The sequence below is a fragment of the Streptomyces sp. SYP-A7185 genome (genome assembly GCF_046103685.1).
In the GTDB taxonomy this organism is placed as follows: Bacteria; Actinomycetota; Actinomycetes; order Streptomycetales; family Streptomycetaceae; genus Streptomyces.
Window position 1 is genome coordinate 4,678,688 of the sequence record NZ_CP122310.1, and the last position, 23,813, is coordinate 4,702,500.

At 68.4% G+C, this 23,813-nt stretch carries 20 protein-coding genes and 2 rRNA genes; 17 read left to right on the plus strand and 5 right to left on the minus strand.

The window, feature by feature from the left end:
• The first annotated feature begins 65 nt into the window (after positions 1 to 65).
• The gene (locus QBL25_RS20460) at positions 66 to 785 is read left to right on the plus strand and encodes a DUF4232 domain-containing protein (RefSeq protein ID WP_409058482.1); all 720 of its coding nucleotides are present in this window, start codon (positions 66 to 68) and stop codon (positions 783 to 785) included.
• Positions 786 to 807: 22 nt separating this feature from the next.
• On the opposite strand, the gene QBL25_RS20465 is transcribed toward QBL25_RS20460, so the two are convergent.
• Positions 808 to 1,443 (minus strand): NADPH-dependent F420 reductase, encoded by a 636-nt coding sequence (locus QBL25_RS20465; protein ID WP_409058483.1) that lies wholly within the window; start codon positions 1,441 to 1,443, stop codon positions 808 to 810.
• A gap of 197 nt (positions 1,444 to 1,640) precedes the next feature.
• Between QBL25_RS20465 and QBL25_RS20470 the strand changes: the two genes are divergently transcribed.
• Genes QBL25_RS20470 through QBL25_RS20485 form a run of 4 tightly spaced genes read left to right on the plus strand, consistent with a single transcriptional unit; the run spans position 1,641 to position 4,597 of the window.
• Positions 1,641 to 1,967, plus strand: a complete 327-nt coding sequence (locus tag QBL25_RS20470) for a hypothetical protein (protein ID WP_409058484.1) — start codon at positions 1,641 to 1,643, stop codon at positions 1,965 to 1,967.
• Positions 1,964 to 3,193, plus strand: a complete 1,230-nt coding sequence (locus QBL25_RS20475) for a putative T7SS-secreted protein (protein ID WP_409058485.1) — start codon at positions 1,964 to 1,966, stop codon at positions 3,191 to 3,193. The genes QBL25_RS20470 and QBL25_RS20475 overlap by 4 nt, the downstream gene beginning before the upstream one ends.
• Before the next feature lie 28 nt (positions 3,194 to 3,221).
• Entirely contained in the window at positions 3,222 to 3,908 is a 687-nt protein-coding gene (locus tag QBL25_RS20480) for a hypothetical protein (RefSeq protein ID WP_409058486.1), read from the plus strand.
• Positions 3,905 to 4,597: a hypothetical protein gene (locus QBL25_RS20485; protein WP_409058487.1), complete on the plus strand. Its 693-nt coding sequence runs from the start codon at positions 3,905 to 3,907 to the stop codon at positions 4,595 to 4,597. The genes QBL25_RS20480 and QBL25_RS20485 overlap by 4 nt, the downstream gene beginning before the upstream one ends.
• Here the strand turns inward: QBL25_RS20485 and QBL25_RS20490 are convergent.
• Positions 4,594 to 5,178 carry a GrpB family protein gene (locus tag QBL25_RS20490; protein WP_409058488.1) on the minus strand — a complete coding sequence of 195 codons (585 nt, stop codon included), beginning with the start codon at positions 5,176 to 5,178 and terminating at the stop codon, positions 4,594 to 4,596. The genes QBL25_RS20485 and QBL25_RS20490 overlap by 4 nt on opposite strands.
• A 34-nt stretch (positions 5,179 to 5,212) precedes the next feature.
• Positions 5,213 to 6,013 carry a TetR/AcrR family transcriptional regulator gene (locus QBL25_RS20495; protein ID WP_409058489.1) on the minus strand — a complete coding sequence of 267 codons (801 nt, stop codon included), beginning with the start codon at positions 6,011 to 6,013 and terminating at the stop codon, positions 5,213 to 5,215.
• 94 nt (positions 6,014 to 6,107) lie between these two features.
• On the opposite strand from QBL25_RS20495, the gene QBL25_RS20500 reads away from it, so the two are divergent.
• The 12 genes from QBL25_RS20500 to QBL25_RS20555 all read left to right on the plus strand — a co-directional run bounded on the left by QBL25_RS20500 (position 6,108) and on the right by QBL25_RS20555 (position 20,135).
• On the plus strand, positions 6,108 to 6,329 hold the full coding sequence (locus QBL25_RS20500) for a hypothetical protein (RefSeq protein ID WP_409058490.1): 222 nt from the start codon (positions 6,108 to 6,110) through the stop codon (positions 6,327 to 6,329).
• A gap of 771 nt (positions 6,330 to 7,100) precedes the next feature.
• A complete protein-coding gene (locus tag QBL25_RS20505) occupies positions 7,101 to 8,783 on the plus strand; it encodes a hypothetical protein (RefSeq protein WP_409058491.1) in 1,683 nt (560 codons plus the stop codon).
• Between the two features lie 236 nt (positions 8,784 to 9,019).
• Complete coding sequence (locus QBL25_RS20510) at positions 9,020 to 9,328, plus strand: hypothetical protein (RefSeq protein ID WP_160505898.1); 309 nt, start codon at positions 9,020 to 9,022, stop codon at positions 9,326 to 9,328.
• Positions 9,329 to 9,515: 187 nt separating this feature from the next.
• A complete protein-coding gene (locus QBL25_RS20515) occupies positions 9,516 to 10,352 on the plus strand; it encodes a hypothetical protein (RefSeq protein ID WP_409058492.1) in 837 nt (278 codons plus the stop codon).
• Positions 10,342 to 11,691, plus strand: a complete 1,350-nt coding sequence (locus QBL25_RS20520) for a hypothetical protein (protein ID WP_409058493.1) — start codon at positions 10,342 to 10,344, stop codon at positions 11,689 to 11,691. The genes QBL25_RS20515 and QBL25_RS20520 overlap by 11 nt, the downstream gene beginning before the upstream one ends.
• Positions 11,688 to 13,247: an SCO6880 family protein gene (locus QBL25_RS20525; RefSeq protein WP_409058494.1), complete on the plus strand. Its 1,560-nt coding sequence runs from the start codon at positions 11,688 to 11,690 to the stop codon at positions 13,245 to 13,247. Before QBL25_RS20520 ends, QBL25_RS20525 begins: the two co-directional genes overlap by 4 nt.
• Positions 13,248 to 13,264: 17 nt before the next feature.
• Positions 13,265 to 14,686, plus strand: a complete 1,422-nt coding sequence (locus tag QBL25_RS20530) for an ATP-binding protein (protein WP_383324914.1) — start codon at positions 13,265 to 13,267, stop codon at positions 14,684 to 14,686.
• A gap of 3 nt (positions 14,687 to 14,689) precedes the next feature.
• Positions 14,690 to 16,207 (plus strand): type IV secretory system conjugative DNA transfer family protein, encoded by a 1,518-nt coding sequence (locus QBL25_RS20535; RefSeq protein ID WP_409058495.1) that lies wholly within the window; start codon positions 14,690 to 14,692, stop codon positions 16,205 to 16,207.
• Between the two features lie 158 nt (positions 16,208 to 16,365).
• Complete coding sequence (locus QBL25_RS20540) at positions 16,366 to 17,304, plus strand: ATP-binding cassette domain-containing protein (protein WP_409058496.1); 939 nt, start codon at positions 16,366 to 16,368, stop codon at positions 17,302 to 17,304.
• Positions 17,301 to 18,149 (plus strand): ABC transporter permease, encoded by an 849-nt coding sequence (locus QBL25_RS20545; protein ID WP_409058497.1) that lies wholly within the window; start codon positions 17,301 to 17,303, stop codon positions 18,147 to 18,149. Before QBL25_RS20540 ends, QBL25_RS20545 begins: the two co-directional genes overlap by 4 nt.
• A gap of 25 nt (positions 18,150 to 18,174) precedes the next feature.
• Positions 18,175 to 19,467: a sensor histidine kinase gene (locus QBL25_RS20550; protein ID WP_409058498.1), complete on the plus strand. Its 1,293-nt coding sequence runs from the start codon at positions 18,175 to 18,177 to the stop codon at positions 19,465 to 19,467.
• Positions 19,464 to 20,135 (plus strand): response regulator, encoded by a 672-nt coding sequence (locus tag QBL25_RS20555; RefSeq protein ID WP_409058499.1) that lies wholly within the window; start codon positions 19,464 to 19,466, stop codon positions 20,133 to 20,135. Before QBL25_RS20550 ends, QBL25_RS20555 begins: the two co-directional genes overlap by 4 nt.
• A gap of 124 nt (positions 20,136 to 20,259) precedes the next feature.
• On the opposite strand, the gene rrf is transcribed toward QBL25_RS20555, so the two are convergent.
• Together rrf and QBL25_RS20565 are read right to left on the minus strand one after the other, a co-directional pair.
• Positions 20,260 to 20,376: ribosomal RNA gene (gene rrf / locus QBL25_RS20560) — 5S ribosomal RNA — on the minus strand.
• Between the two features lie 91 nt (positions 20,377 to 20,467).
• Positions 20,468 to 23,590: ribosomal RNA gene (locus QBL25_RS20565) — 23S ribosomal RNA — on the minus strand.
• Positions 23,591 to 23,813: the final 223 nt, after the last annotated feature.

The window sequence follows — 23,813 nt, forward strand, 5'->3', positions numbered from 1 at the left end:
CCCGGTCGGAGCCACCCCCTTAGCTGTGGTCACCACAGCCCATCAGCACCGCATCGGGGGACCCCATGAAGCACACCCGCAAGGCCGTCGCAGCCGTCATCGGCCTCGTCGCCGCCCTGTCGCTCACCGCCTGCAACGGCGACGACAACGCGTCGGCGGAGACGACCTCGTCACCCACGGCGTCGGCGGACAAGGGCGGCGACGGCGCGGACACCGGCACCGGCTCCGACACCGGCGGCTCGGGCGGCTCGGGCGGCGGCGAGGCCTCCGACGGGGGCAAGGCGACCGGCGGCGGCAAGGCGTCCGAAGGCTCCGCCCAGGGCACGGCAGCGGGCACCGGCGACAACAGCAACGGCAAGGTCGGCATCTGCCGTACGGACGAGCTCGAAGTGGACGCCACCGACAACACCACGGACAAGACGGAGGGTGTCGTCACCGTCGTCTTCAAGAACGGCGGCGGCCGCGACTGCACCATCAAGGGCTTCGCCGGGGTCGACCTGACGGCGTCCACGGGCGACACCCTCTCCGTGAGCCGCAACGGCGAGGCGCCCCCGTCCGGCGTCCTGAAGGACGGCGAGTCCGCCGCCTTCAACATCACGTTCCCGTACAACAACTCCGGCGGCTCCGGCGTCCGCATCACCAGCCTCGTCGTCACACCCCCGAACGAGACCAAGCACGTCACGCTCGACTGGCCCGCGGGCACGCTCCCGGTGTCGGACGGCGAGAGCGCGGTCAAGCTGGAGATCAGCCCGGTCGGCAAGGTCAGCGGCTCGCCGGCGGGCTGAAGCTCACGCCGCCATCACCTGCTCAAGCGGCCCGCGGACGTACGACCTTGAAGCTGAAGCCGTACGCGCCGATCGACTCGGCCACGCCCAGGAACAGATACGCGGCGTGCTCCTGCCCCCGCGCGGTCACGATGCCTCCCAGGTCCAGCTGGGAGGCATCGGCCCATCCCAGGTCCCCCAGCAACCGCCGGGTGGTCCGCTTGGCGTCGGCGTCATCACCGGAGAGGAAGATCGTCCCCGGCTCCTCCAGACTGCCCGGGTCCTTCATGACGGCGGAGTCGACGGTGGCGAGCGTCTTGACGACGGCGGTCTCGGGAAAGGCGGCCTGAATCTCCTCGCCGAGGCTGTAGTTGGGATGGGAGAGCTCCATGTCGCCGGTGAACCCCACCCCGACATCGACCATGACTTTCCCCCGCAGAGCAGCCGCACCGATGTCCCCCAGCACCCCCATGGAGGCGGTACCGGGCGTGGCATTGACCACCACGTCCCCGTGCCCGGCGGCCTCACCGAGCCCCACGACGGTGAACTCCCGCAGCTCCTGCGCACCTCCACGCTCCTGCGGGGAGCGCGACCCCAGTACGACGTCATGCCCGGCGCCTCGCCAGCCACTGGCCAGCGCACGGGCGACATTTCCGGTTCCCAGCAGTCCGATTCGCATGGGACCGACGCTAGGCACCACCCCCCGAAAAAAGATCCGCCGGAAGTCCCGCCACCCCTGCCCCCATCGACGTACACCCGAGGCCCGAGCCCGGTACCTCCCGCTTCGACCCCCAATGAAGCAAACTTCGCACTAGCGAAATCAAGCCCCTCGCAGATAGCGTCACCTGACTCCACACAACCGCCACGGGGGCAGGAATGGCCGAAAGGCTGAGACTCGACGCCGTCGAACTCGAAGGATTCATGAAACTGCTCGACGGCTCCGTCGAGTCCTTGAAGGGCCTGCGCAGCGCGCTGTCCGGTGCGACGGTCGGCGGCCTCGGCACGGGCGAGCTGGACAAGGCCTGCGAGGACTTCCAGGAGGACTGGAAGTACGGCGCGGAACAGATCGGCGAGCAGGCCGAGGACCTGAGCAAGATCATCGAACAGAGCAAAGACGCCTTCCTCGAGGTCGAGGACGCGCTCGTGAAGGCCTTGCACAAGCCGGGGAAGACGAACGACGACATCGTCGAGGTGCCGAAGTGACGGACGCCTCGACGTATCCGGATCTCGGTTTCGATCCGGCTCCCGGGGACTGCGACACCGTAAAAGAGCTGCGCAGGAAGCTGAACACGTGCGTCACCGTCCTCCGCGACACCCGCAAGGTCGTCACCAAGCTGATGGACGGCAGCTACTGGGAGGGCGACGCGGCGGTGGCCTTCCGCGAGGCCGTCAAGGAGGGGCCGCTGTCCCTCAACCTCAAGAACGCCGCACGCTCCATCGAGAAGGCCGCCGCGCAGCTGGAGCGCTGGGAGGGCGACCTGGACGACTACCAGCGCCGGGCGAAGGCGCTGGACGGCAAGGCCAAGGACGCCCGGGAGGCGCTGAAGACGGCCCAGGGCCACGCCGACACGGCGGGGGACGATCCCGCCCTGGAGAAGAAGGGCGACAAGCGGGACGACGCGAAGAAGTCCCTGGAGCTCGCCAACGGCAAGGTGGAGGACGCCCAGGCGGAACTGGACCGGATCCTGGCGCGGGCGCGGAGCCTCCAGGAGGAGCACGGGAAGCGGTCCGAGTACCGGGCGACGAAGATCCGCGAGGCGACGGACAAACTGGCACCGCACGAACCGGGCTGGCTCGAAAAGTCCTGGGAGTGGGTCAAGGAAAACCTCCCGGACATCCTCAGCGCGATCGCGGGGGTGCTTGCGCTGGCGGCGATTCTGGCCACCGGGCCGCTGGGCATCGGGGTGGCGGCCGCGCTGATGCTGGCGGCATCCGCCACGAGCGCGGCGGCGCTCGGGACCCGGCTGTCGGACCCGACCACAAGGGCATCGCTGGCGGACGGCTTCACCAAGGGCGAGTTCGACGCCGACTTCTTCGGCAGTCTGGTCTCGGTCGGAGCCGACGCCGTAGGGGTGGTGCCCGGGCTCAGCGCCGTGGTCAAGGGCGGCCAGGTCGCCTCTCGATCGGTACGGGCGGGCGCCGGGGTCATGAGCCTCACACAGAAGGTCGCCGCCTACGGCGTGGAGACCTTCGAGGCCGGCAAGGGCGTCGCCCGCCTGGGAAACCCGTTGATCAGCGCGATGGTCACCGGTGAGACGGCGGCCGAGAACGTGGCCGTCACCTCGGGCGCCTTGGGCCTCGCGACTGCTGGCTACGGGCTCTTCGACGATGACGACGGCAGGGCCGAGGCGACGACCAAGGTCGACGGCGGGCGTCTTCTGCTCGATCTGCCGGGAATCCCGTCCCTCGCGCGTTTCGCCTTCTCTTGACCACTCCGCTACAGGAAGAAGCCGCCCCATGAACGCCGCCGACCACCCCACGGCATGGCAGCATCCGCCGACGCGACGCGCGTGGTACCTGCTCATGGTCAAGAACATCGCCGGTCTCATCGGATGGGTCGGCGTCTGGATCGCGCTCCTCCGCCTCTCCCTCGACGCGGAATGGGTGGTGTGGATCCTGATCCCCTGCTCCATCTACGGGAGTTGGCGACTGTTCGTCCAGGTATTCGGATACTTCCCGATCGCCGTACGAAAGCTCCGCATTCTGCGTGCCTACCCGTGGCAGGTGCTTCAAGGGGTTCCGCACGGCCTGACCGACCACCCCGATGTCCAGGGTTCACAGCACGGATGGTTCGAGCTCCCCAACCCCGCCGACCGGCAGCAGCTGCTCCCCCTCGTCATCTCCAACCACCTCCGTGTGACCTGGTGGCACCGCAGGATGGCACCTCGCGCCAAGCCACAGTTGAAAGCCCGTATCGAGACGATCTGGTTCGCCGGCGACCCGCGGATGATCGGCCTCCTGGCCGCCCCTTCCCCGAGCGGCCGGACGCCTGGCCACTTCAAGATCCTCAGGCAGCGTCTGGCGGGGGCCGACCAGGCACTCACCACTCAATGGGGTGCCACGGCCGAGGACGTGGAGCGAGGCCGGAGCGCCGGATTCACCCCTCACGTCGCCCCGCGTGATCCGAAGGTGAAATCCCTGTGACCACGCCCGCGTTCCTTCTTGATGCGTCGGCCCGCAACCCCGCGGCGGACATGTGGTTCGCCGAGCCCGCAGGCTTCACCACGATTCCGGTCCACGCGCTGCTGAACGCCCCCGGCTCTTCCGGAGCGGAAGCGTTGCACAGTGCCCTCGCTCCGGTCCTGGACTCCATCGGGGACGACCTCGCACGCCAGCACTTCCTGGTCCAGCTCGCACGGGGCCAGCAATTGCTGGCCGCGATCGCGGAGACCGGTACGCATCACTGTTCCATCGGCCTGCACCGCGACGACGTCTCCGGTGACGGCAACGGCCACCTGCTGTCCCTCTTCACCATTTCCTGGCGGGACATCGCCACCGCCTCCCCCGCCCTCACCGCCGCCCGGGCCGTCGCCGGGGCCGAGGGGCACACCCATGTCGAGTACGTCGAACTGCCCTGTGGTCCGGCATCGTTCAGCGAGCTCGTCCGCACCCCGGACCCCGCATCCGGCCTCCCCCCGGACCCCCTCCTCCAGGTCTTCGCGCACCTCCCCCACCCGGACGGAAAACGCCTGGTGGTCCTCACGCTGGGCACGACCGCCGTCGACCGGCGTGCGGAGTACCGGAGCCTCGTCCAGCAGATCGCCGAGAACGTCAGCTTCGAGAATCCGCTGCCCGCACCCGAAGCGAACGCCGAGGTGCCCGAGGGCGGTTAGGACGCAGAGCCACCGCCCTCCGCCATCGCCCTCGTCAGGATCGCCGTGACGACCTCCGTCTTGGCGTCCGCGTAGTTCTGCATGTACTCCCAGGTCCGTCGGGACAGGGCGCGCTTCGTGTTCGCGTACAGGTTGCGGTCGGCGGGGGTCGTGCGGAGGTGGTCGCGGAAGCGCAGCATGCGGGTGGCTTCCTCGCAGCCCTCGGGCAGCACGTGCAGGTTGGCCGAATCGACGCTCGGGTCGAGGTCGTGCCGGCGCAGTACGCGATGCTCGTACCACTCGGGCTCCCGGATGACGAGCGTGAAGCCGAGGCTCTCCAACGCCGGTACGTAGCGTGCCTCGTCGCCCGGGTCGGGGACGGTCAGGAGCAGGTCGACGACCGGCTTGGCCGGCAGGTCCGGGACGGACGTGGAGCCCACGTGCTCGATCCGGTGCTCGACGTGGCCGAGGCGCTCACGGATGCGGGCGGCCTCGCGCGCGAAGACCGTGGGCCACCGCGAGTCGTACTCCCGCAGCGTGACCCGGCCGTTGAGCTTGGGCGGCGCGGTCACATGGGCCGCCTCGATCTGCTCGGCGGTCATGGCGCCGGAAGGGGATTCTTCGGTCTCTTCGCGTTCACGTCGTGCGGGCCGCACTGGTACTCCCGTCTCGAAGGGGGTGGCCGCCGGCCGGGGTGAAGATCTTGGACAGGTGATAGTCCAGCGTGGCGCGTACGTCGTCCAGGGTGCGGCGGCCGTGCAGTACGTCCCCGCCCAGGCCCACCGCGGCCGCCACCAGCAGATCCGCCTCGCGTCGCGCGTCCAGGCCGGGGGACGTCTGCCCGCTGTCCCGAGCCGTGGCGATGAAACCGGCGACCAGGTCCTCCAAGGGATGGTCGTCGCTCAGGAAGACCGCCGCCACCGCGTGATCGGTGAGGCTGCGCGCGTAGTACGCCGAGAACACCCGCAACGCCATGGCCCGTTGGGCGTCCAGCGGCAGGAACTCGTCCAGCATCGCGCTCAGTACGCCGCGCAGGTTCGCGGGGTCGTAGTGGATGCGGGTCCTGGCCAGGCGTTCGTTCTCCCGGTGGAGCATGTGCAGGGCGGCCACCAGGAGTTGGTGCTTGCTGCCGAAGTGGTACTGCACCACCCTCAGCGACACCCCCGCCTCGGCCGCGATCTCCCGCATGCTCGCCGCGTCGAGGCCCCGCTCGGCGGCGATGCGCCACACCGCCTCGGCGATCTGGCGGCGCCTGCGGGACCGGGCGCCGGACGGGGGCGCGGGGCTCTCGGGTGCCGGGACGGGCGGGCGCTTCCGCTGCCGGTAGGCCCTCGCCTGGCAGCTGCGGGAGCAGTAGAGGGCGGGGCGGCCCCGCTTGCCCGCGGTGCTGATTCCGGCACGGCAGACCGTGCAGCGGGGCTTCTTTTCATCACGCACAGCTCTCACTATAGAACCTGGAAAGTGTGACGTAACAATCTTTCTTGCGCCCGTGGCAGCTGATTGACGCGAATTCCGTTGATACGTTCGTACCGTGAAATACGACTTCCTGCAGATCCTCGGCGCGGTCCTGCTGTGTTTCTCCGCGCAAGGCCTCATCCGGCTGCTCCTCGACCACGGCCACACCGGCCTCCTCGGCTGGCTTCCCGGCGGCTTCGCGGTCCTTCTCGCCGCTTACGTCGTCGTGGTCGCCGGGGGCGTTCTCCTGACCGGCTGGTCCCACTCCCGGGCGAAGGCCCTCGGTCGCCGCGACTGAGGAGTCGCCGCGACTGAGGAAGTGGGCCCGGGTTCGCCGAAGACTGCGTGGCCGAAGGCTGCGTGTGCGGTTGACGGGTGTCCAACATTCCCCGATCGTTGGGGAATTGGGCGCAAATCAAGGCGCCGTGTGCGTGGTGACGGCTGGGGGGAGCCGAACATGCGACCTGGTGATGAGCACGTGCCTGGGCAGGGGCCCGACGACACGGCCGCCGACCGCGGGGAGCCCAGAGACGCGGCCTACGACCGCGGGGCGCCCGGAGGCGACACCGCCTCCGGCCGCGAAGAGCCCAGAGACGCCGCCTACGACCGCGGGGAGCCCCGAGACGCGATCCCCGGCCGCGGGGAGCCCAGAGACGCCGTACCCGGGGCGTCCGGGCTGCCCGAGGCGTCCTCCGGCGAGGCCAGGCCCGCTGGAGCGTCCGCGTACGGGCCTACCGGAGCGTCCGCGTCCGGACCTACCGAAGCGTCCGCGTACGGGCCCTCCGGGCAGGCGCAGGAGCCCAGTGACGCGACCCCCGGCGGGGGAGGCGAAGCCCATCGCGCGACCCCGGGCGCGGAACAGCATCCGGCCCCCGGCCCGACGCCCACCACGCCACCACAGGCCCCCACCCCGACCACCGCGCCGGCCCCCGCAGCGCCCGCACCCGCCCCATCCACCGCACCCGGCCCCGCAGGGCCAGCCCCCAGCTCTCCGCCCACCCCCGCCCAACCAGCCCCCACCCCACCCCCACAGACCCCCCACACAGCCCAATTCGGCCCACCCCCCACCATGGCCGCACCACTAGCACCACCCGCCCCGCCCATCCCCCCACAACCACAACCCCACGCCAACGCCACCACCCCCCTGCCTCCCCCACCCCCCTCCATCCCACCCACCTACGGCCCACCCCCAAGCCCCCCCGCGCCCACCCCCACGCCCGCCCCCCTCCGCGCCCTCTCCGCCGCCCTCCTCAACCTCACCGGCCTCGGCCTCGGCTACGTCCTGCTCAAGCACTGGCTCCTGGCCGCCCTCTGCTGGGCCGCGACCGCCGCGCTGCTCTTCGTGGCGTTCCCCGCCGAGGTCGACGGCGTCCCCGGCGGCGTACTCGTCGGGTTCGTGGCCTTCCTCCTCCTCGCGGCCGCCGACGGCGCCCGCCGCGCCCTCCGCACCCACCGGACCTGGCCGCTCCGCGCGCCGCTCGCCGTCGGACTCGGGCTCGTCCTGCTGGCCGTCCCCGCCGGCGGCGTCATCGCGTACGACGCCGCGCGCGACGAAGCCGTCGAGGAGATGCTGCTCGACCAGCTCGACAAGGCGGACAAGATCGTCACGGCCGCCGACGGCCGCACCTTCGACGCCGCGAAGGACGACTACCGCTCCGCCCTCGCCATCTACCGCGACCTGGGCGACGACCACCCGGGCTCGAAGGCCGCCCGGCGCGTCCCGGACAGCCTCGCCGCGTACTACAAGTCCGTCGCCGCCCCGTACGACGAGCGCAAGTACTGCGACGCCCTCGAACCCCTGAGATACCTCCGCACCCTCCCCGGTGCCCTCGGCAAGGACCGCGTCGGCACCCTCGCCACCTGGCCCGACGACCGCCTCGCCACCTCCCTCTACGAGTGCGGGAGCCAGGGCCTCGGGACCACGGCCGGCGGCCGCGAGCTCGGCGAGCTGCTGCGGACGTTCCCCGACTCAGGCCAGGCCGACAAGGTCGAACCCGCCATCCGCGACGCCATCGAGGCCCGCTCGTCGGACCTGAAGGGCTCCGACCCCTGCAAGGCCACCGAGGAACTCCGCGGCATCGGATCCACCGCCAAGACCCTCCCGGGCAACGCGGGCGACGGCCTCTCCGACGACGCGGCGAGCGCGGTCGAGACCGGGGTCTACTCCTGCGGCGTGGACGAGTTCAAAGACGGCAAGTTCAGCCAGGCGGCCAAGACCCTCGACGACTTCACCTCGACCTACAAGAGCAACGGCAAGCGCGAGCGGGCCAAGGACATCGCCATCGCCGCCGAGATCGCCGCGGCCAGCCCGGCGGCGGGCCGCAGCCTGCCGCCGACCGGATCACCGGGCGGCACGAGGCTCACGTACGTCATCGAGAACGGCGGCCCGGGCTCCCTGGAGGTGCTCTACACCGGCCCTCTCACCGGCACCCTCAAGCTCGCCGCGTGCGGCGGCTGCAAGACGTACACCAGCAAGGCCCAGGGCAAGAAGGCCTGCCTGGCGGGCGACAGCCACCCGAAGAAGACCCTCCGGCTGCCCCCGGGCGACTACCACTTCCTCTACAAGCGCGGCGCGAGCGCCGTGGGAGGCGTCCGCAACAACTCCGAGAGCAGCAAGGTCCAGCCCGGCTACCGCTACACCGACTGCTCGTACGTGGTCACGGGCGGCGGTCTGGGCGACCTCGACGGGCTGGACGGACTGGACGGCCTTGATGACGTGGACTACCGCAATGGCACCGACGGGCGTCCATGACCCATGATGTGAGTCTCCGTCACCGGATCCGGTCAGAATGAGACCTGGTCAGAGGGCACGCCGGGCCGTCATTGCCCGGCGTCACTCACCGTGATACACAGAGTGACCGTACGTTTCAGCCAACGAATGACGCCAAGTCGACATGCACTGGCCCATTTGTCGGCGAGAATGAGCTGTCCTCTGTACTGCGGTAGGCAGAGGTGACGGAACAACCCACTAGGGGCGGTGAGTTACACATGCTTATGGCAGCCGAAAAGGGCGACATCACCACCATCATCGGCGGGATCGCCCCCGACTGGGGTCCCTTCGGGAGCCTGGGCAACGAGGCACGGGTGATGATCGAGGTCGTGATGGCGATCGCCATCCTCCTCTGCCTCGGCATTGCTATCTGGGGCGCGGCGAAGCAGCGCATCGGCGCGACGGCGCTGCGCGACACCTTCAGCGCCGAGCAGGGCAAGGGCCTGATCATCGCGGGCCTGACCGGCGTCTTCATCATCGGATCGCTCGGAACGGTCTTCACCATCGTGTACGGCATGGCGGTATAGCCCCGCCCATCACTTACGTCCCCGTCCCCCCACCCCCTGTCCCCCCTTCGACCCACCCATCCGTCGTGCCCACCGGCTGAGGTTGCAACTCCCTGATGTCGAGTCACCACACCGCGCCCGCGCGGGAACCAGCACGGCTACCGTCGTACGTGGCGGTTCACCGAGAGGTCGAGGGGGCGTACGCGGCATGAGTCTCGACAACGAGCGGAACGGCGGGCTCTACGGCGGCTCGGGCGAGACCCGGACACGGCTCCCCGAGGGCGAGGGGGGTGGCCAGGATGTGTACGGAGGAGGGCGCAGATCCGGCCGTTCTTCGTCCCGGAGTCTCGTGACCGTGGTCGGTGTGGTGGTGCTGCTCATCGCGGCCATCGCCTTCGCGAACCGCGGCGGGGACTCCTCCGGAGAGGGGGACGACGCCGGCAAGAAGCCCGGGGCGAACCCCACGGCCGCCTCCGGCACGAAGCCGGTCGACGGCAAGACGTCGGGGATCCCTTCGGGGTACGCGAAAACGGCCCAGGGGGCGCAGTCCGCTGCCGCGAACTATGCGGTGGCGCTGGGCTCGGCGGACATGTTCGACAAGACGAAGCGGGACGGCGTCCTCCAGACCGTCATGGCACCGTCGAGCGTGAACAGCTTCAAGGCGGAACTCGACAGGGCGTACGGACCCGGCTTCTACAAGAACGTGGGCCTGAACGAGGACGGTTCGACGCCCAAGGGCTACAAGTTCGTCTCCCGCACGAGCCCGATCGGCACCACGGTGACCGCCTTCTCCGGTCAGAAGGCAACGGTGGAGGTGTGGTGCAGCGGCTTGCTCGGCCTCGCGGGCGAGCGGTCCACCAAGCCGGTGACCAGCAGCTGGTTCACCATGACCATGAAGCTGGTGTGGGTCGGCGGCGACTGGAAGGCCGCGACGCACTCCCAGAAGGACGGTCCCGCCCCGGTCCCGGGCGATGATCGTGCGTCCGGCTCCGATGACATCGCGAAGGCCGTAGAAGGGTACGGAGGGTTCACGTATGCCCGCTAACCGTCACGTACTCAAGGTCGCGGCCGCTGTGACCGCCGTGCAGTCGGCGGCGGTCGTCTTCGCGACACGGGCCTTCGCCGCCCCCGACGACGATCCCTGCGACCTCATCCACGGCCCCGCCAAAAAATACTGCGAAAAAGGCGAATCCGGAGGAGGAAGCGGAGGCGGAAGCGAAGGCAAGTACCCCACCGACGCCCCCCTCGACTCCACCGCCGACCCCCTCTCCTCCCTGGCAAAGGGCTGCGCCGAAGCCGCGTCCTGGACCGTCGACAAGCTCTCCGACGCCGTGAAGGAGACCGCAGAGGTCGACTTCACGAACCCCAGCTTCCTCAAGCAGTACGCGGTCGTCTTCGCCGCGTCGACCATCCTGACCCTGCTCCTGTGGCTCCTCGCCGTCGCCAAACGCGCAGTGAGAGGCGTCCCCCTCACCACCGCGCTCTCCGAAGCCATCGGATTCCTGTGGCTGACGGTCCTCGCCTCCGCCTTCACGCCGCTGATCCTCTACACCGTCGTCTCCGCGGCCGACGGCGTCACGGACGTCATCGCGAAGGCGACGGGCGGCCAGACGGACAACTTCTTCGGGACGTTCTCCGGCGCCCTGAAGAAGGGCGAGGACATCGGCGGCGGCCCGATCATGCTGATCGTCGTCTCGCTCGTGTCGATCCTCGCGGCCGGCGTCCTCTGGCTGGAGCTCGTCATCCGGGCCGCCCTGCTCTACGTGGGCGCCCTGCTCGGCACCGTCGTGTACGCGGGCCTGGTCGACAAGAACCTGTGGACGCACGTCCGCCGCTGGGCGGGGATCATGATCGCGGTGATCCTGGTGAAACCCATCATCGTCATCGTCCTCGGCCTCGCCGGGGCGCTCTCCGCCGACGACGGGCCCGACTCCTTCTCGGCGGTCGTCTCCGGACTCTCGATCATCCTGCTCGCCATCTTCGCGAGCGCCATGATCTACCGCTTCGTCCCCGGCTTCGGCGACGAGATCGCGGGCTCCCGGAACAACCGCATCTCCCAGGGCGCCGAGAACCGCGCCGCGGCCGTCATCACCTCCCCCGCGTCCCTCGTCTCCCAGGGCATCAAGACCCACAGCTCACGTGGCGGCGGCGGAGAAGGCGGCGGCAACAACCAGGCGCGGCCCTCCAACCCCGCCAGCGGCGGCGTCGCCGCCCACAGCAGCCGCCCCAGCGGCGGCGGCTCGTCGAACGGCGGCGGATCTGTCCCCTCCGCCGCACCCCCGCCCCGGGGCAGCGCCACCAGCACTCCGCACGCGCGCAACCGCGGCGGCGCGGGAACCGGTTCCACTGGAAGTAACAAACGCACGGGAGGTGAAGGGCGTTGACGACTCAGTCCCACGTGTCGCAACCGATCGCGCCCCGCCGCACATATCTGATCGGCCGCGCGCGGCCGAACGCGATCGTCGGCAAGAACCGGGAGACCGGCGAGATCGCGATGATCATCGCCGGGGCCTTCCTGGGGATGATGTGCGGGCTCCTCGTCCCTGTCCTCTCCTTGCGCATCGTGCTCCTCATGGGCTTCCCCATGCTGGCGATCGCCGCGGTCTACGTCCCCTACAAGGGCCGCACGTTCTACAAGTGGTTCGAGATCAACCGCAGCTACAAGCGCTCCCTCAAGCGCGGCACCGCCTACCGCTCCGCCACCCCCGAAGCGGGCATCCGCTTCGACGGCAGGGAGGTCGAGGTCGGCCCGCCGCCGGGCATCGGCCGCATCAGCTGGCTGGCCGCGCCCTTCGGCCCGGACGAGATCGCCGTCCTGCTCCACGCCGACCGGCGGACCGTCACCGCCGCCATCGAGATCGAGGGACCCGGCGTCGGCCTGCGCGACTCCGAGGACCAGGAGGCGCTGGTCGACCGGTTCGGGACGCTGCTCAAGCACGTCGCGAACGGCGACGGCTTCGTGACGCGCCTCCAGATGCTCGCGCGCACCCTGCCCGCCGACCCGGACGCCCACGCCAAGGACGTCAGCGTGCGGGGCGACGACCGGGCACTGCCCTGGCTCCAGCAGTCGTACGAGCAGCTCCAGTCGATGGTCTCCACCAGCAGCGAGCAGCACCGCGCGTATCTGGTGGCCTGCATGCACTACTCCCGTGACCTGGCCGCCGAGGCCCAGGCCATGGCCCGCGCCAGCCGCCCGCACGGCGGCCGGAAGCTCGACAAGGACGCCGGCCTCGCGGTCGTCATGGCCCGCGAGCTGACCGACATCTGCTCGCGGCTCCAGGAAGCCGACATCCGGGTCCGCCAGCCGCTCGGCCAGGGCCGGCTCTCCTCCCTCGTGCACTCCATGTACGACCCGGACCACCCCATCGACCACATCCAGGCGATGACCAAGCGCAACGCCTGGCCCGCAGAGCTCGACGCCATGGAGCCCACCTACCTCCAGGCCAAGACCCGCGAGTCCTCCACCCGCGCCCCCTGGTGCCACGCCACGGCCTGGGTGAAGGAGTGGCCGATGACGCCGGTCGGCGTGAACTTCCTCGCCCCGCTGCTCGTCCACACCCCGGACGTGATCCGCACGGTCGCGGTGACCATGGACCTCGAACCCACCGAGGTCGCCATCGAGCGCATGCTGACGGAGAAGACGAACGACGAGGCGGAAGCCAGCCGCCAGGCCAAGCTGAACCGCACGGTCGACCCCCGTGACATCGCGTCGAACTCCCGTCTGGACCAGCGCGGCGAAGACCTGGCGAGCGGCGCCGCCGGCGTCAACCTCGTCGGCTACATCACCGTCTCGTCCCGGTCCCCCGAAGCCCTCGCCCGCGACAAGCGCACCATCCGGGCCTCCGCCGGCAAGTCGTATCTGAAGCTGGAGTGGTGCGACCGCGAGCACCACAGGGCCTTCGTCAACACGCTGCCGTTCGCGACCGGCATCCGACGCTAGAGCTGAGGGCTGCCACCATGCGGGATCCGCTGACCATCCTCACGGACGCCTTCACGTCCTTCCTGTTCGGGAAGGTGGAGACGACCCGACTCCCGGTCCGTACGTCGACGGGGCAGGCCCAGGCGGTCTATCTGCCCACGGCCGCCCCCGGCCTCGGCGACTCGGGCGTGATCATCGGGCGCGAGGTGTACTCCGGCAAGGGGTACATCTACGACCCGTTCCAGCTCTACGGCCAGCAGCTCCCCGCCCCGCACTGGCTGGTGCTCGGCGAGTCGGGCAACGGCAAGTCGGCGCTGGAGAAGACGTACGTCCTGCGGCAGCTGCGCTTCAAGGACCGGCAGGTCGTGGTCCTTGACGCACAGGGCGAGGACGGGGTGGGCGAATGGAACCTCATCGCCCAGGAGCTGGGGATAACTCCCATCCGGCTCGACCCCACGGCCGCCCTGGACATGGGGATCCGGCTCAACCCCCTCGACCCCGCGATCACGACGACGGGCCAGCTCGCGCTGCTCAGGACCATCATCGAGGTCGCGATGGGGCACGGGCTCGACGAGCGCTCGGGCTTCGCGCTCAAGGTCGCCCACGCGTACGTGAACGAGACGATCGTGGAGCGCCAGCCCGTCCTGACCGACATCGTGGAGCAGCTGCGCCACCCGGAGCCGGAGTCGGCCGAGGCGATGAACGTCGCCATAGACGACGTACGGGCCTGGGGCCTGGACGTCGCGCTCGTCTTGGACCGCCTGGTCGACGGTGACCTGCGGGGCATGTTCGACGGCCCGACGACGGTGGGCATCGACCTCGACGCCCCGCTGATCGTCTTCGACCTCTCGCACATCGACCGCAACTCCATCGCGATGCCGATCCTGATGGCGATCGTGGGCGTCTGGCTCGAACACACCTGGATCCGCCCGGACCGCAAGAAGCGCATCTTCCTGGTGGAAGAGGCCTGGCACATCATCAACTCGCCCTTCGTCGCCCAGCTCTTCCAGCGTCTGCTGAAGTTCGGCCGGCGCCTCGGCCTGAGCTTCGTGGCGGTGGTCCACCACCTGAGCGACGTCGTGGACGGGGCGGCGGCCAAGGAGGCCGCCGCGATCTTGAAGATGGCGTCAACCCGGACGATCTACGCCCAGAAGGCGGACGAGGCGAGAGCCACCGGCCGGGTCCTCGGCCTGCCCCGCTGGGCGGTGGAGATCATCCCCACCCTCACGCCCGGCATCGCGGTGTGGGACGTGAACGGCAACGTCCAGGTGGTCAAACACCTGATCACGGAGACCGAACGCCCCCTGGTCTTCACCGACCGCGCCATGACGGAATCGTCGGCGGACCAGCTGCTCGGCGACGACGCGCTGCGGGCGGCCGAACTGGAGGCGGAGGAGCGCGCCGCCTACATGGAGCAGCAGATGAACGGTCCCTCGTCGTCGCGTTCCGGGGTGGCATGAGCGATGGGATACCGCGAGCCTGAGCCGGAGTACGGCCACCGGGGCGGGCGCCGCGAGTCACGGGAGCGGGGCATCCCCGACGGCCTCCTCGTCGGCGGCCTCGCCTTCGTGCTCGGCCTGACGGTTCTCGTCTGGTCGGCGACGGGCCTCGCGGGCCTGTTCTCCCACGGCTCCTGGCCCGATCACGTCACCTTCGGCCATACGCCGGTCGCCATGCGGCACCTGGTCCAGCAACCCCACGACATCGCGGGCGCCTGGCCGGCCACCCCGGCGTCCCAGCTCACGGGCTACGGCCTGTTCTGGGGCCTCCTGATCGGCCAGCTGATGGTCCTGGTGGTCCTGACGATCTTCGTCATGGGAACGGTGACGAGATGGCGGGCGGTACGGAGGGCGAGGCGTCTGCCCGCTCCAGTGCCGACGCCTCAGCCTCCGGCTCCCGTAGAGACGGCTCCGGCTCCGGTAGAGACGGCCCCGGCTCCAGTAGAGACGGCTCCGGTCGAAACCGTTCCTGCTCCTGCCCCTGCCCCCGCTGTGGGCGAGGGTCCCCGCACAGAACCCTCGACCACAGAGAACCTCCCCCTCCCCACCCCCCGTACCCCCCTCGTCCTGGGACCGAGGGAGACCAGGAGACCCGTGGCCGCGGAGGCGATCCGCGACGCGGAGGGCGCAGCCCTGGTCCTCACCTCCGACCCCACCCTGTGGGAGGAGACCAAGGACGCCCGGGCGAAGCTCGGCCCCGTCCTCGTCTACGACCCGAACCACCTCTGCGACACCCCCGCGAGAATGCACTGGTCCCCCACCGCCCACTGCGAGGACAAGGCGGTGGCCACCCAGAGGGCCAACGCCCTGCTGGCCGCCATAAGGCCGAGCGCCAAGCTCGACAGCTCCGTGGCCGACACCGCGGAGACCCTCCTCAGCAGCTTCCTGCACGCCGCGGCGGTGGACGGCCGCCCGGTCAAACACGTACACCGCTGGGCCCAGGGAACGGGCGTCCAGGACGCCGTCCGCGTCCTGCGCACCCACCAGAAGGCCGCAGCGGGCGCAGCGGGCGAGCTGGAGGCGGCCCTCACGGCGTATCCGGAACGCCGGGACATGGCGCAGGAGTTGACCGCACGCGCTCTCTCCGCCCTCTTCACCCTGAACGTACGGGAATCCTGCACCCCCAACCGAACCGATGCCCTCACGTTGGATTCCTTCATCGATGAAGGGGGCACGCTTTTTGTGGTGGGTGAAGCGATCGAGGACCCCAAGTCACCCCAGGGGCCGGGCGCCATGCCCCTCCTCACGGCACTCGCCGCAAGCGTGGTCGAGCACGGCCGGCGCATGGCCGAACGGTCATCCTCCGGTCGGCTCGACCCACCAATGACCCTGGTCCTGGACGACGTGGCGGCCGTGGCCCCGCTCCCCCAGCTCCCGCAGCTCCTGTCCACCGGCGCGGACCGCGGCCTGCCCACCCTGGCCCTCCTCCGCTCCCGCGAGCAGGCCCGCACCCGCTGGCCCCACGCGGAGCTCCCCGGCTGACCCGGACGGCGCGCTCAAGGGCCCCGCCGGCCGCCCCCGCTCAGGGTTCCCCGCCAGCCGCTCTCAGGGTCACCGTCCTACCCCGGTACTACCCCCGCCGCCCACGTCCCGCCCCTGGTCCGACGCCCCGCGCCCCCGCGGGCGCCAGCATCGGAAGCATGATTCGGGCACACGAACTCACCAAGCGGTACGGCGAGAAGACCGTCGTGGAGGACCTGTCCTTCACCGTCCGCCCCGGCACGGTCACGGGCTTCCTCGGCCCGAACGGCGCCGGCAAGTCCACCACCATGCGGATGCTCCTCGGCCTGGACGCCCCGACCCGCGGGCGCTCCACCATCGGCGACCGGGCGTACGCGACACACACCGCGCCCCTGCACGAGGTGGGCGCGCTCCTGGAGGCCCGGTCCGTCCACCCGGGCCGCACCGCCTTCCACCACCTGATGGCCCTGGCCCACACCCACGGCATCCCGCGCCGCCGCGTCGAGGAGGTCCTGGACCTCGTGGGCATCCACGAGGTGGCCCGCAAGCGCGTGAAGGGCTTCTCCCTCGGCATGGGCCAGCGGCTCGGTATCGCCGCCGCGCTTCTCGGCGACCCGGCCACGGTCATCCTCGACGAACCGGTCAACGGCCTCGACCCCGAGGGCGTCCTGTGGATCCGCAACCTCCTCAAGTCCCTCGCCGCCGAGGGCCGTACGGTCCTGGTCTCCTCGCACCTCATGAGTGAGATGGCGCTGACCGCCGAGCACCTCATCATCATCGGCCGCGGCAGGCTCCTGGCGGACACGACGGTCGAGACGTTCGTACGCGAGTCGGGCACCGGCTCCGTCAAGGTCGTCACCCCCGAGGCGGGCCTCCTCGGCGAGCTGCTCGCCGCACCCGGCGTACAGATCACGGGCGACGCGCCCGGCGTCCTCGACGTACGCGGCACGGACGGCGAACACATCGGCCGCACGGCGGCGCGGCACGGCATCCCCCTCTTCGAACTGACCCCGCACGCGGCGTCCCTGGAGCAGGCCTTCATGGACCTGACGCGGGACTCGGTCGAGTACGTCACGTCGGCGTCCGCCACCGACGTGCCGGAAGGAGCAACGGCATGAGCACCACGTCCTCCACGTCCTCCACGCCGACCACGTCCTCCACGCCCACCAGGGCCGTGGAGCCCACCGCCCTCCCCCGAGCCCCCTACCGCCTGACCTCCCGCGGAATCCTCCGCTCCGAGTGGCACAAGCTGTGGACGCTCCGCTCCACCTGGATCATGCTCGGCCTGGCGAGCGTCAGCACGGTGGCCGTCGGCGTGATCGCCTCCGCCACGTACTCGCCCGACCCGCGCAACGAGATCGACCCGGTCACCTACGCCCTGCTCGGCACCCAGATCGGCCAGGTCGCGATCGCCGTCCTCGGCATCCTGATGACCGCCGGCGAGTACGCGACGGGCATGGTCCGCGCCACGATGACCGCCGTGCCGCGCCGCCTGCCGGTCCTGCGGGCGAAGACGACGGTGTTCGTCACCGTCGGGCTCACCACGCTCCTGGTCACGAACTACCTCACGTTCCCGCTGGCCCAGCTCTTCCTCGGGGGCACGGACCTCGAAGCGTCGCTCGGCGATCCCGGCATCGCGCGCGCCATCGCCGGCTCCGCCGCCGGGACCGTCCTCATCGGCGTCATCGTGCTCGGCCTCGGCTCGGCCCTGCGCAACGTCCCGGGGACCATCGGCGCGTACGTCGGCGGCCTGATCCTCCTGCCGCAGCTCGCCACGATGATCCCGAACGACACCCTGCGCGACGTCCTGGACCACTTCCCGCTGCCGGCCGCAGAATCCCTCGCCACCGTGCACACCGCGTCCGGCGAACTCTCCCCCGGCGCGGGCTTGCTGACCCTCCTCGGGTGGGCGGCGGCGACCCTCGCGGCAGCGGCGTATCTCCTCAAGCGACGCGACGTATGAGCGCGTGCCGTACGAGGATGACACCGTGACCCCTCGGACCTCCGAGCAGGACGACACCGGCCACCAGGGCGCCCCGGACCACGACTGGCCCGCGGGCGCCCAGCCGCTGACCCGGTACGTGGAGCGCGGCGTCCAGTGGGTGCGCGCCTTCGACCGGCGGCGGCCACTGGTCTGGGACCTCCTGCTGACCGGCTTCTTCGTGTTCGCCGCCTTCATCGACGTCGTGGGCGGCGGCTGGCACCACATCGCCGCGAACAAGGACACCCCGCTCTGGCTGGTGTGGGCGATGACGACCGCCTTCACCGTGCCGCTGCTGTGGCGCCGCCGCCATCCCCTCGCCGTCTACGCCGTCATGACGCTCGCCGCCCTGCTCAACACCTGGTCAGGAGCGATCCTCCAGGCCGCGCTCACCCAGCTCGTCGTCGTCTTCAACATCGCGATGCGGCTCCCGGCCCGCATCCTGGCCTGGACGTACGGCCTGATCGTGGTGCCGCCCGTCATCGGCCATCTGCGGCATCCGCAGGGCAGTTGGGACCAGCAGGTGGTCCCGACGATGATGAGCTTGGCGATCGTCGCCCTGATGGGCATCGCGTTCCGCACCCGCCAGGAGTACCTGGCGTCCCTGGTGCAGCGCGCCAAGCAGCTCGAAGTCGAACGCGACCAGCAGGCGCGGCTCGCCACCCACGCCGAACGCACCCGCATCGCCCGGGAGATGCACGACATCATCGGCCACAACCTCTCGGTCATCACCACCCTCGCCGACGGCGGTTCGTACGCCGCCGCCAAGTCCCCGGAGCGCGCCGCCCAAGCCCTCACGGCCATCGGCACGACAAGCCGCCAGGCCCTGACGGAACTGCGCCGCCTCCTGGACGTCCTGCGCGAGGAGACCCCCGAGGCCGCCGCGCTCGCACCCCAGCCGGCCCTCACCGACCTGGACCAGCTCATCGACGGAGTACGGGCTGCAGGCCTTCCGGTACGCAGTACGGTGCTCGGCCGCGCGGACTCGCTCCCGGCGGGACGCCAGCTGACCGTCTACCGGGTCGTGCAGGAGGCCCTCACGAACACCCTCAAGCACGGCGGCCCGGAAGCGACCGCCTACGTCGAGGTCGCGTACGGCGACGACGGGGTGCGGGTGACGGTGACCGACACGGGCGTGGGCGGCCCACGGCAGCCGATCGCGGAATCCGGCGGCAGAGGCCTCTCAGGAATGCGCGAGCGAACGGCCCTGTACGACGGGACACTTGAGGCGGGCCCGCTGCCGCACCCACCGGGCGGCTGGCACGTCGAACTCCGACTCCCCGAGGAACCCGCCCCGTGACGACCGTGCTCATCGTCGACGACCAACCCATGCAACGCTTCGGCTTCCGCATGCTCCTGGAGAGCCAGGACGACATGAAGGTGGTGGGAGAAGCCGGCAACGGCAGCGAGGCGGTCCGCATGACCGCCGAACTCCACCCGGACGTCGCCCTGATGGACATCCGCATGCCGGGCCTCGACGGCATCGAGGCCACGCGCCGCATCGTGGCGGCGGGCGCCCGCACCCGCGTCCTCATCCTCACCACGTTCGACCTGGACGAATACGCCTACGCGGGCCTGCGAGCGGGAGCCTCGGGGTTCCTCATCAAGGACGCGCTGCCGGAGGAGCTCCTCTCCGGTATCCGCGCGGTCGCCTCGGGAGACGCGGTGGTGGCCCCGAGCCTGACCCGCCGGCTCCTGGACGCGTACGCCGACCACCTGCCCACGCGGCCGGGCGACGACGACACCGCAGTCCGAGACCCGCGCCTGGCCCCACTGACGGACCGTGAGCGGGAAATCCTGACGGTCATCGGTCAGGGCTGGACGAACGCGGAGATCGCGGGCCGGCTGCACCTCGCGGAGTCGACGGTGAAGACACACGTGGGCCGCATCCTCGCGAAGACGGGGGCGAGGGACCGGGTGCAGGCGGTGATTCTGGCGTACGACACGAAATTGGTGAGGCCGGAGTAATGCAGTGGGGGCAAAGGCCCTGAACACCAACAGGTCCTGAACACCAAAGGGTCGTGAACACTAAAGGTCGTGAACGCAGAAAACCCCCGCACCCAGAGGGTGCGGGGGTTTCCCGTTAATGATAGTTCGGCGGCGTCCTACTCTCCCACAGGGTCCCCCCTGCAGTACCATCGGCGCTGTGAGGCTTAGCTTCCGGGTTCGGAATGTAACCGGGCGTTTCCCTCACGCTATGACCACCGAAACACTATGAAACTGTCAACCGCACCGCAGTCGTGGCCCGACATACGGGGTTGTTCGTGGTTTCAGAACCAACACAGTGGACGCGAGCAACTGAGGACAAGCCCTCGGCCTATTAGTACCAGTCACCTCCACCCGTTACCGGGCTTCCAGATCTGGCCTATCAACCCAGTCGTCTACTGGGAGCCTTAACCCCTCAAAGGGGGTGGGAATACTCATCTCGAAGCAGGCTTCCCGCTTAGATGCTTTCAGCGGTTATCCTTTCCGAACGTAGCCAACCAGCCATGCCCTTGGCAGGACAACTGGCACACCAGAGGTTCGTCCGTCCCGGTCCTCTCGTACTAGGGACAGCCCTTCTCAATATTCCTACGCGCACAGCGGATAGGGACCGAACTGTCTCACGACGTTCTAAACCCAGCTCGCGTACCGCTTTAATGGGCGAACAGCCCAACCCTTGGGACCGACTCCAGCCCCAGGATGCGACGAGCCGACATCGAGGTGCCAAACCATCCCGTCGATATGGACTCTTGGGGAAGATCAGCCTGTTATCCCCGGGGTACCTTTTATCCGTTGAGCGACGGCGCTTCCACAAGCCACCGCCGGATCACTAGTCCCGACTTTCGTCCCTGCTCGACCCGTCGGTCTCACAGTCAAGCTCCCTTGTGCACTTACACTCAACACCTGATTACCAACCAGGCTGAGGGAACCTTTGGGCGCCTCCGTTACTCTTTGGGAGGCAACCGCCCCAGTTAAACTACCCATCAGACACTGTCCCTGATCCGGATCACGGACCCAGGTTAGACATCCAGCACGACCAGAGTGGTATTTCAACGTTGACTCCACGAACACTGGCGTGCCCGCTTCACAGTCTCCCACCTATCCTACACAAGCCGAACCGAACACCAATATCAAACTGTAGTAAAGGTCCCGGGGTCTTTCCGTCCTGCTGCGCGAAACGAGCATCTTTACTCGTAGTGCAATTTCACCGGGCCTATGGTTGAGACAGTCGAGAAGTCGTTACGCCATTCGTGCAGGTCGGAACTTACCCGACAAGGAATTTCGCTACCTTAGGATGGTTATAGTTACCACCGCCGTTTACTGGCGCTTAAGTTCTCAGCTTCGCACACCCGAAAGTGCACTAACCGGTCCCCTTAACGTTCCAGCACCGGGCAGGCGTCAGTCCGTATACATCGCCTTACGGCTTCGCACGGACCTGTGTTTTTAGTAAACAGTCGCTTCTCGCTGGTCTCTGCGGCCACCCCCAGCTCATGGAGTAAATCCAATCACCAGTGATGGCCCCCCTTCTCCCGAAGTTACGGGGGCATTTTGCCGAGTTCCTTAACCATAGTTCACCCGAACGCCTCGGTATTCTCTACCTGACCACCTGAGTCGGTTTAGGGTACGGGCCGCCATGAAACTCGCTAGAGGCTTTTCTCGACAGCATAGGATCATCCACTTCACCACAATCGGCTCGGCATCAGGTCTCACCCTCATGTCATCCGGATTTACCTAGATGACGGGCTACACCCTTACCCCGGGACTACCACCGCCCGGGCTGGACTACCTTCCTGCGTCACCCCATCACTCACCTACTACCACCTTGGGTCGGCGGCTCCACCACTTCCCTTTGCCCGAAGGCTCCAGGACGGCTTCACGGCCTTAGCATTAATGGGCTCGATGTTTGACGCTTCACAGCGGGTACCGGAATATCAACCGGTTATCCATCGACTACGCCTGTCGGCCTCGCCTTAGGTCCCGACTTACCCTGGGCAGATCAGCTTGACCCAGGAACCCTTAGTCAATCGGCGCACACGTTTCTCACGTATGTATCGCTACTCATGCCTGCATTCTCACTCGTGAACCGTCCACCACTAGCTTCCGCTGCAGCTTCACCCGGCACACGACGCTCCCCTACCCATCCCAGCAGGCGTTGGCCCTATTGCTGGAATGACACGACTTCGGCGGTACGCTTGAGCCCCGCTACATTGTCGGCGCGGAATCACTTGACCAGTGAGCTATTACGCACTCTTTCAAGGGTGGCTGCTTCTAAGCCAACCTCCTGGTTGTCTGTGCGACTCCACATCCTTTCCCACTTAGCGTACGCTTAGGGGCCTTAGTCGATGCTCTGGGCTGTTTCCCTCTCGACCATGGAGCTTATCCCCCACAGTCTCACTGCCGCGCTCTCACTTACCGGCATTCGGAGTTTGGCTAAGGTCAGTAACCCGGTAGGGCCCATCGCCTATCCAGTGCTCTACCTCCGGCAAGAAACACACGACGCTGCACCTAAATGCATTTCGGGGAGAACCAGCTATCACGGAGTTTGATTGGCCTTTCACCCCTAACCACAGGTCATCCCCCAGGTTTTCAACCCTGGTGGGTTCGGTCCTCCACGACCTCTTACAGCCGCTTCAACCTGCCCATGGCTAGATCACTCCGCTTCGGGTCTTGAGCGCGCTACTGAAACGCCCTATTCGGACTCGCTTTCGCTACGGCTTCCCCACACGGGTTAACCTCGCAACGCACCGCAAACTCGCAGGCTCATTCTTCAAAAGGCACGCAGTCACGACGTACAGCACAAGTGCTGCACGCGACGCTCCCACGGCTTGTAGGCACACGGTTTCAGGTACTATTTCACTCCGCTCCCGCGGTACTTTTCACCATTCCCTCACGGTACTATCCGCTATCGGTCACCAGGGAATATTTAGGCTTAACGGGTGGTCCCGCCAGATTCACACGGGATTTCTCGGGCCCCGTGCTACTTGGGTGTCTCTCAAACGAGCCGCTGATGTTTCGACTACGGGGGTCTTACCCTCTACGCCGGACCTTTCGCATGTCCTTCGCCTACATCAACGGTTTCTGACTCGTCTCACAGCCGGCAGACTGTGAAAGAGAGATCCCACAACCCCGCACACGCAACCCCTGCCGGGTCTCACACGTATACGGTTTGGCCTCATCCGGTTTCGCTCGCCACTACTCCCGGAATCACGGTTGTTTTCTCTTCCTGCGGGTACTGAGATGTTTCACTTCCCCGCGTTCCCTCCACACTGCCTATGTGTTCAGCAGCGGGTGACAGCCCATGACGACTGCCGGGTTTCCCCATTCGGAAACCCCCGGATCAAAGCCTGGTTGACGACTCCCCGGGGACTATCGTGGCCTCCCACGTCCTTCATCGGTTCCTGGTGCCAAGGCATCCACCGTGCGCCCTTAAAAACTTGGCCACAGATGCTCGCGTCCACTGTGCAGTTCTCAAACAACGACCAACCACCCGTCACACACCCTTACCAGGGCGCTATACCGGGGTCGGCAGTGAAGGCAGCCTACGGCCATACCTTCAGATACCCAACAGCGTGCCCGGCCCGATCCATCAAACTCTGTGTTCCACGCCGAAGCAGTACTTACAGGTCCAACCGATCGTGCCGAATAGTCAACGTTCCACCCATG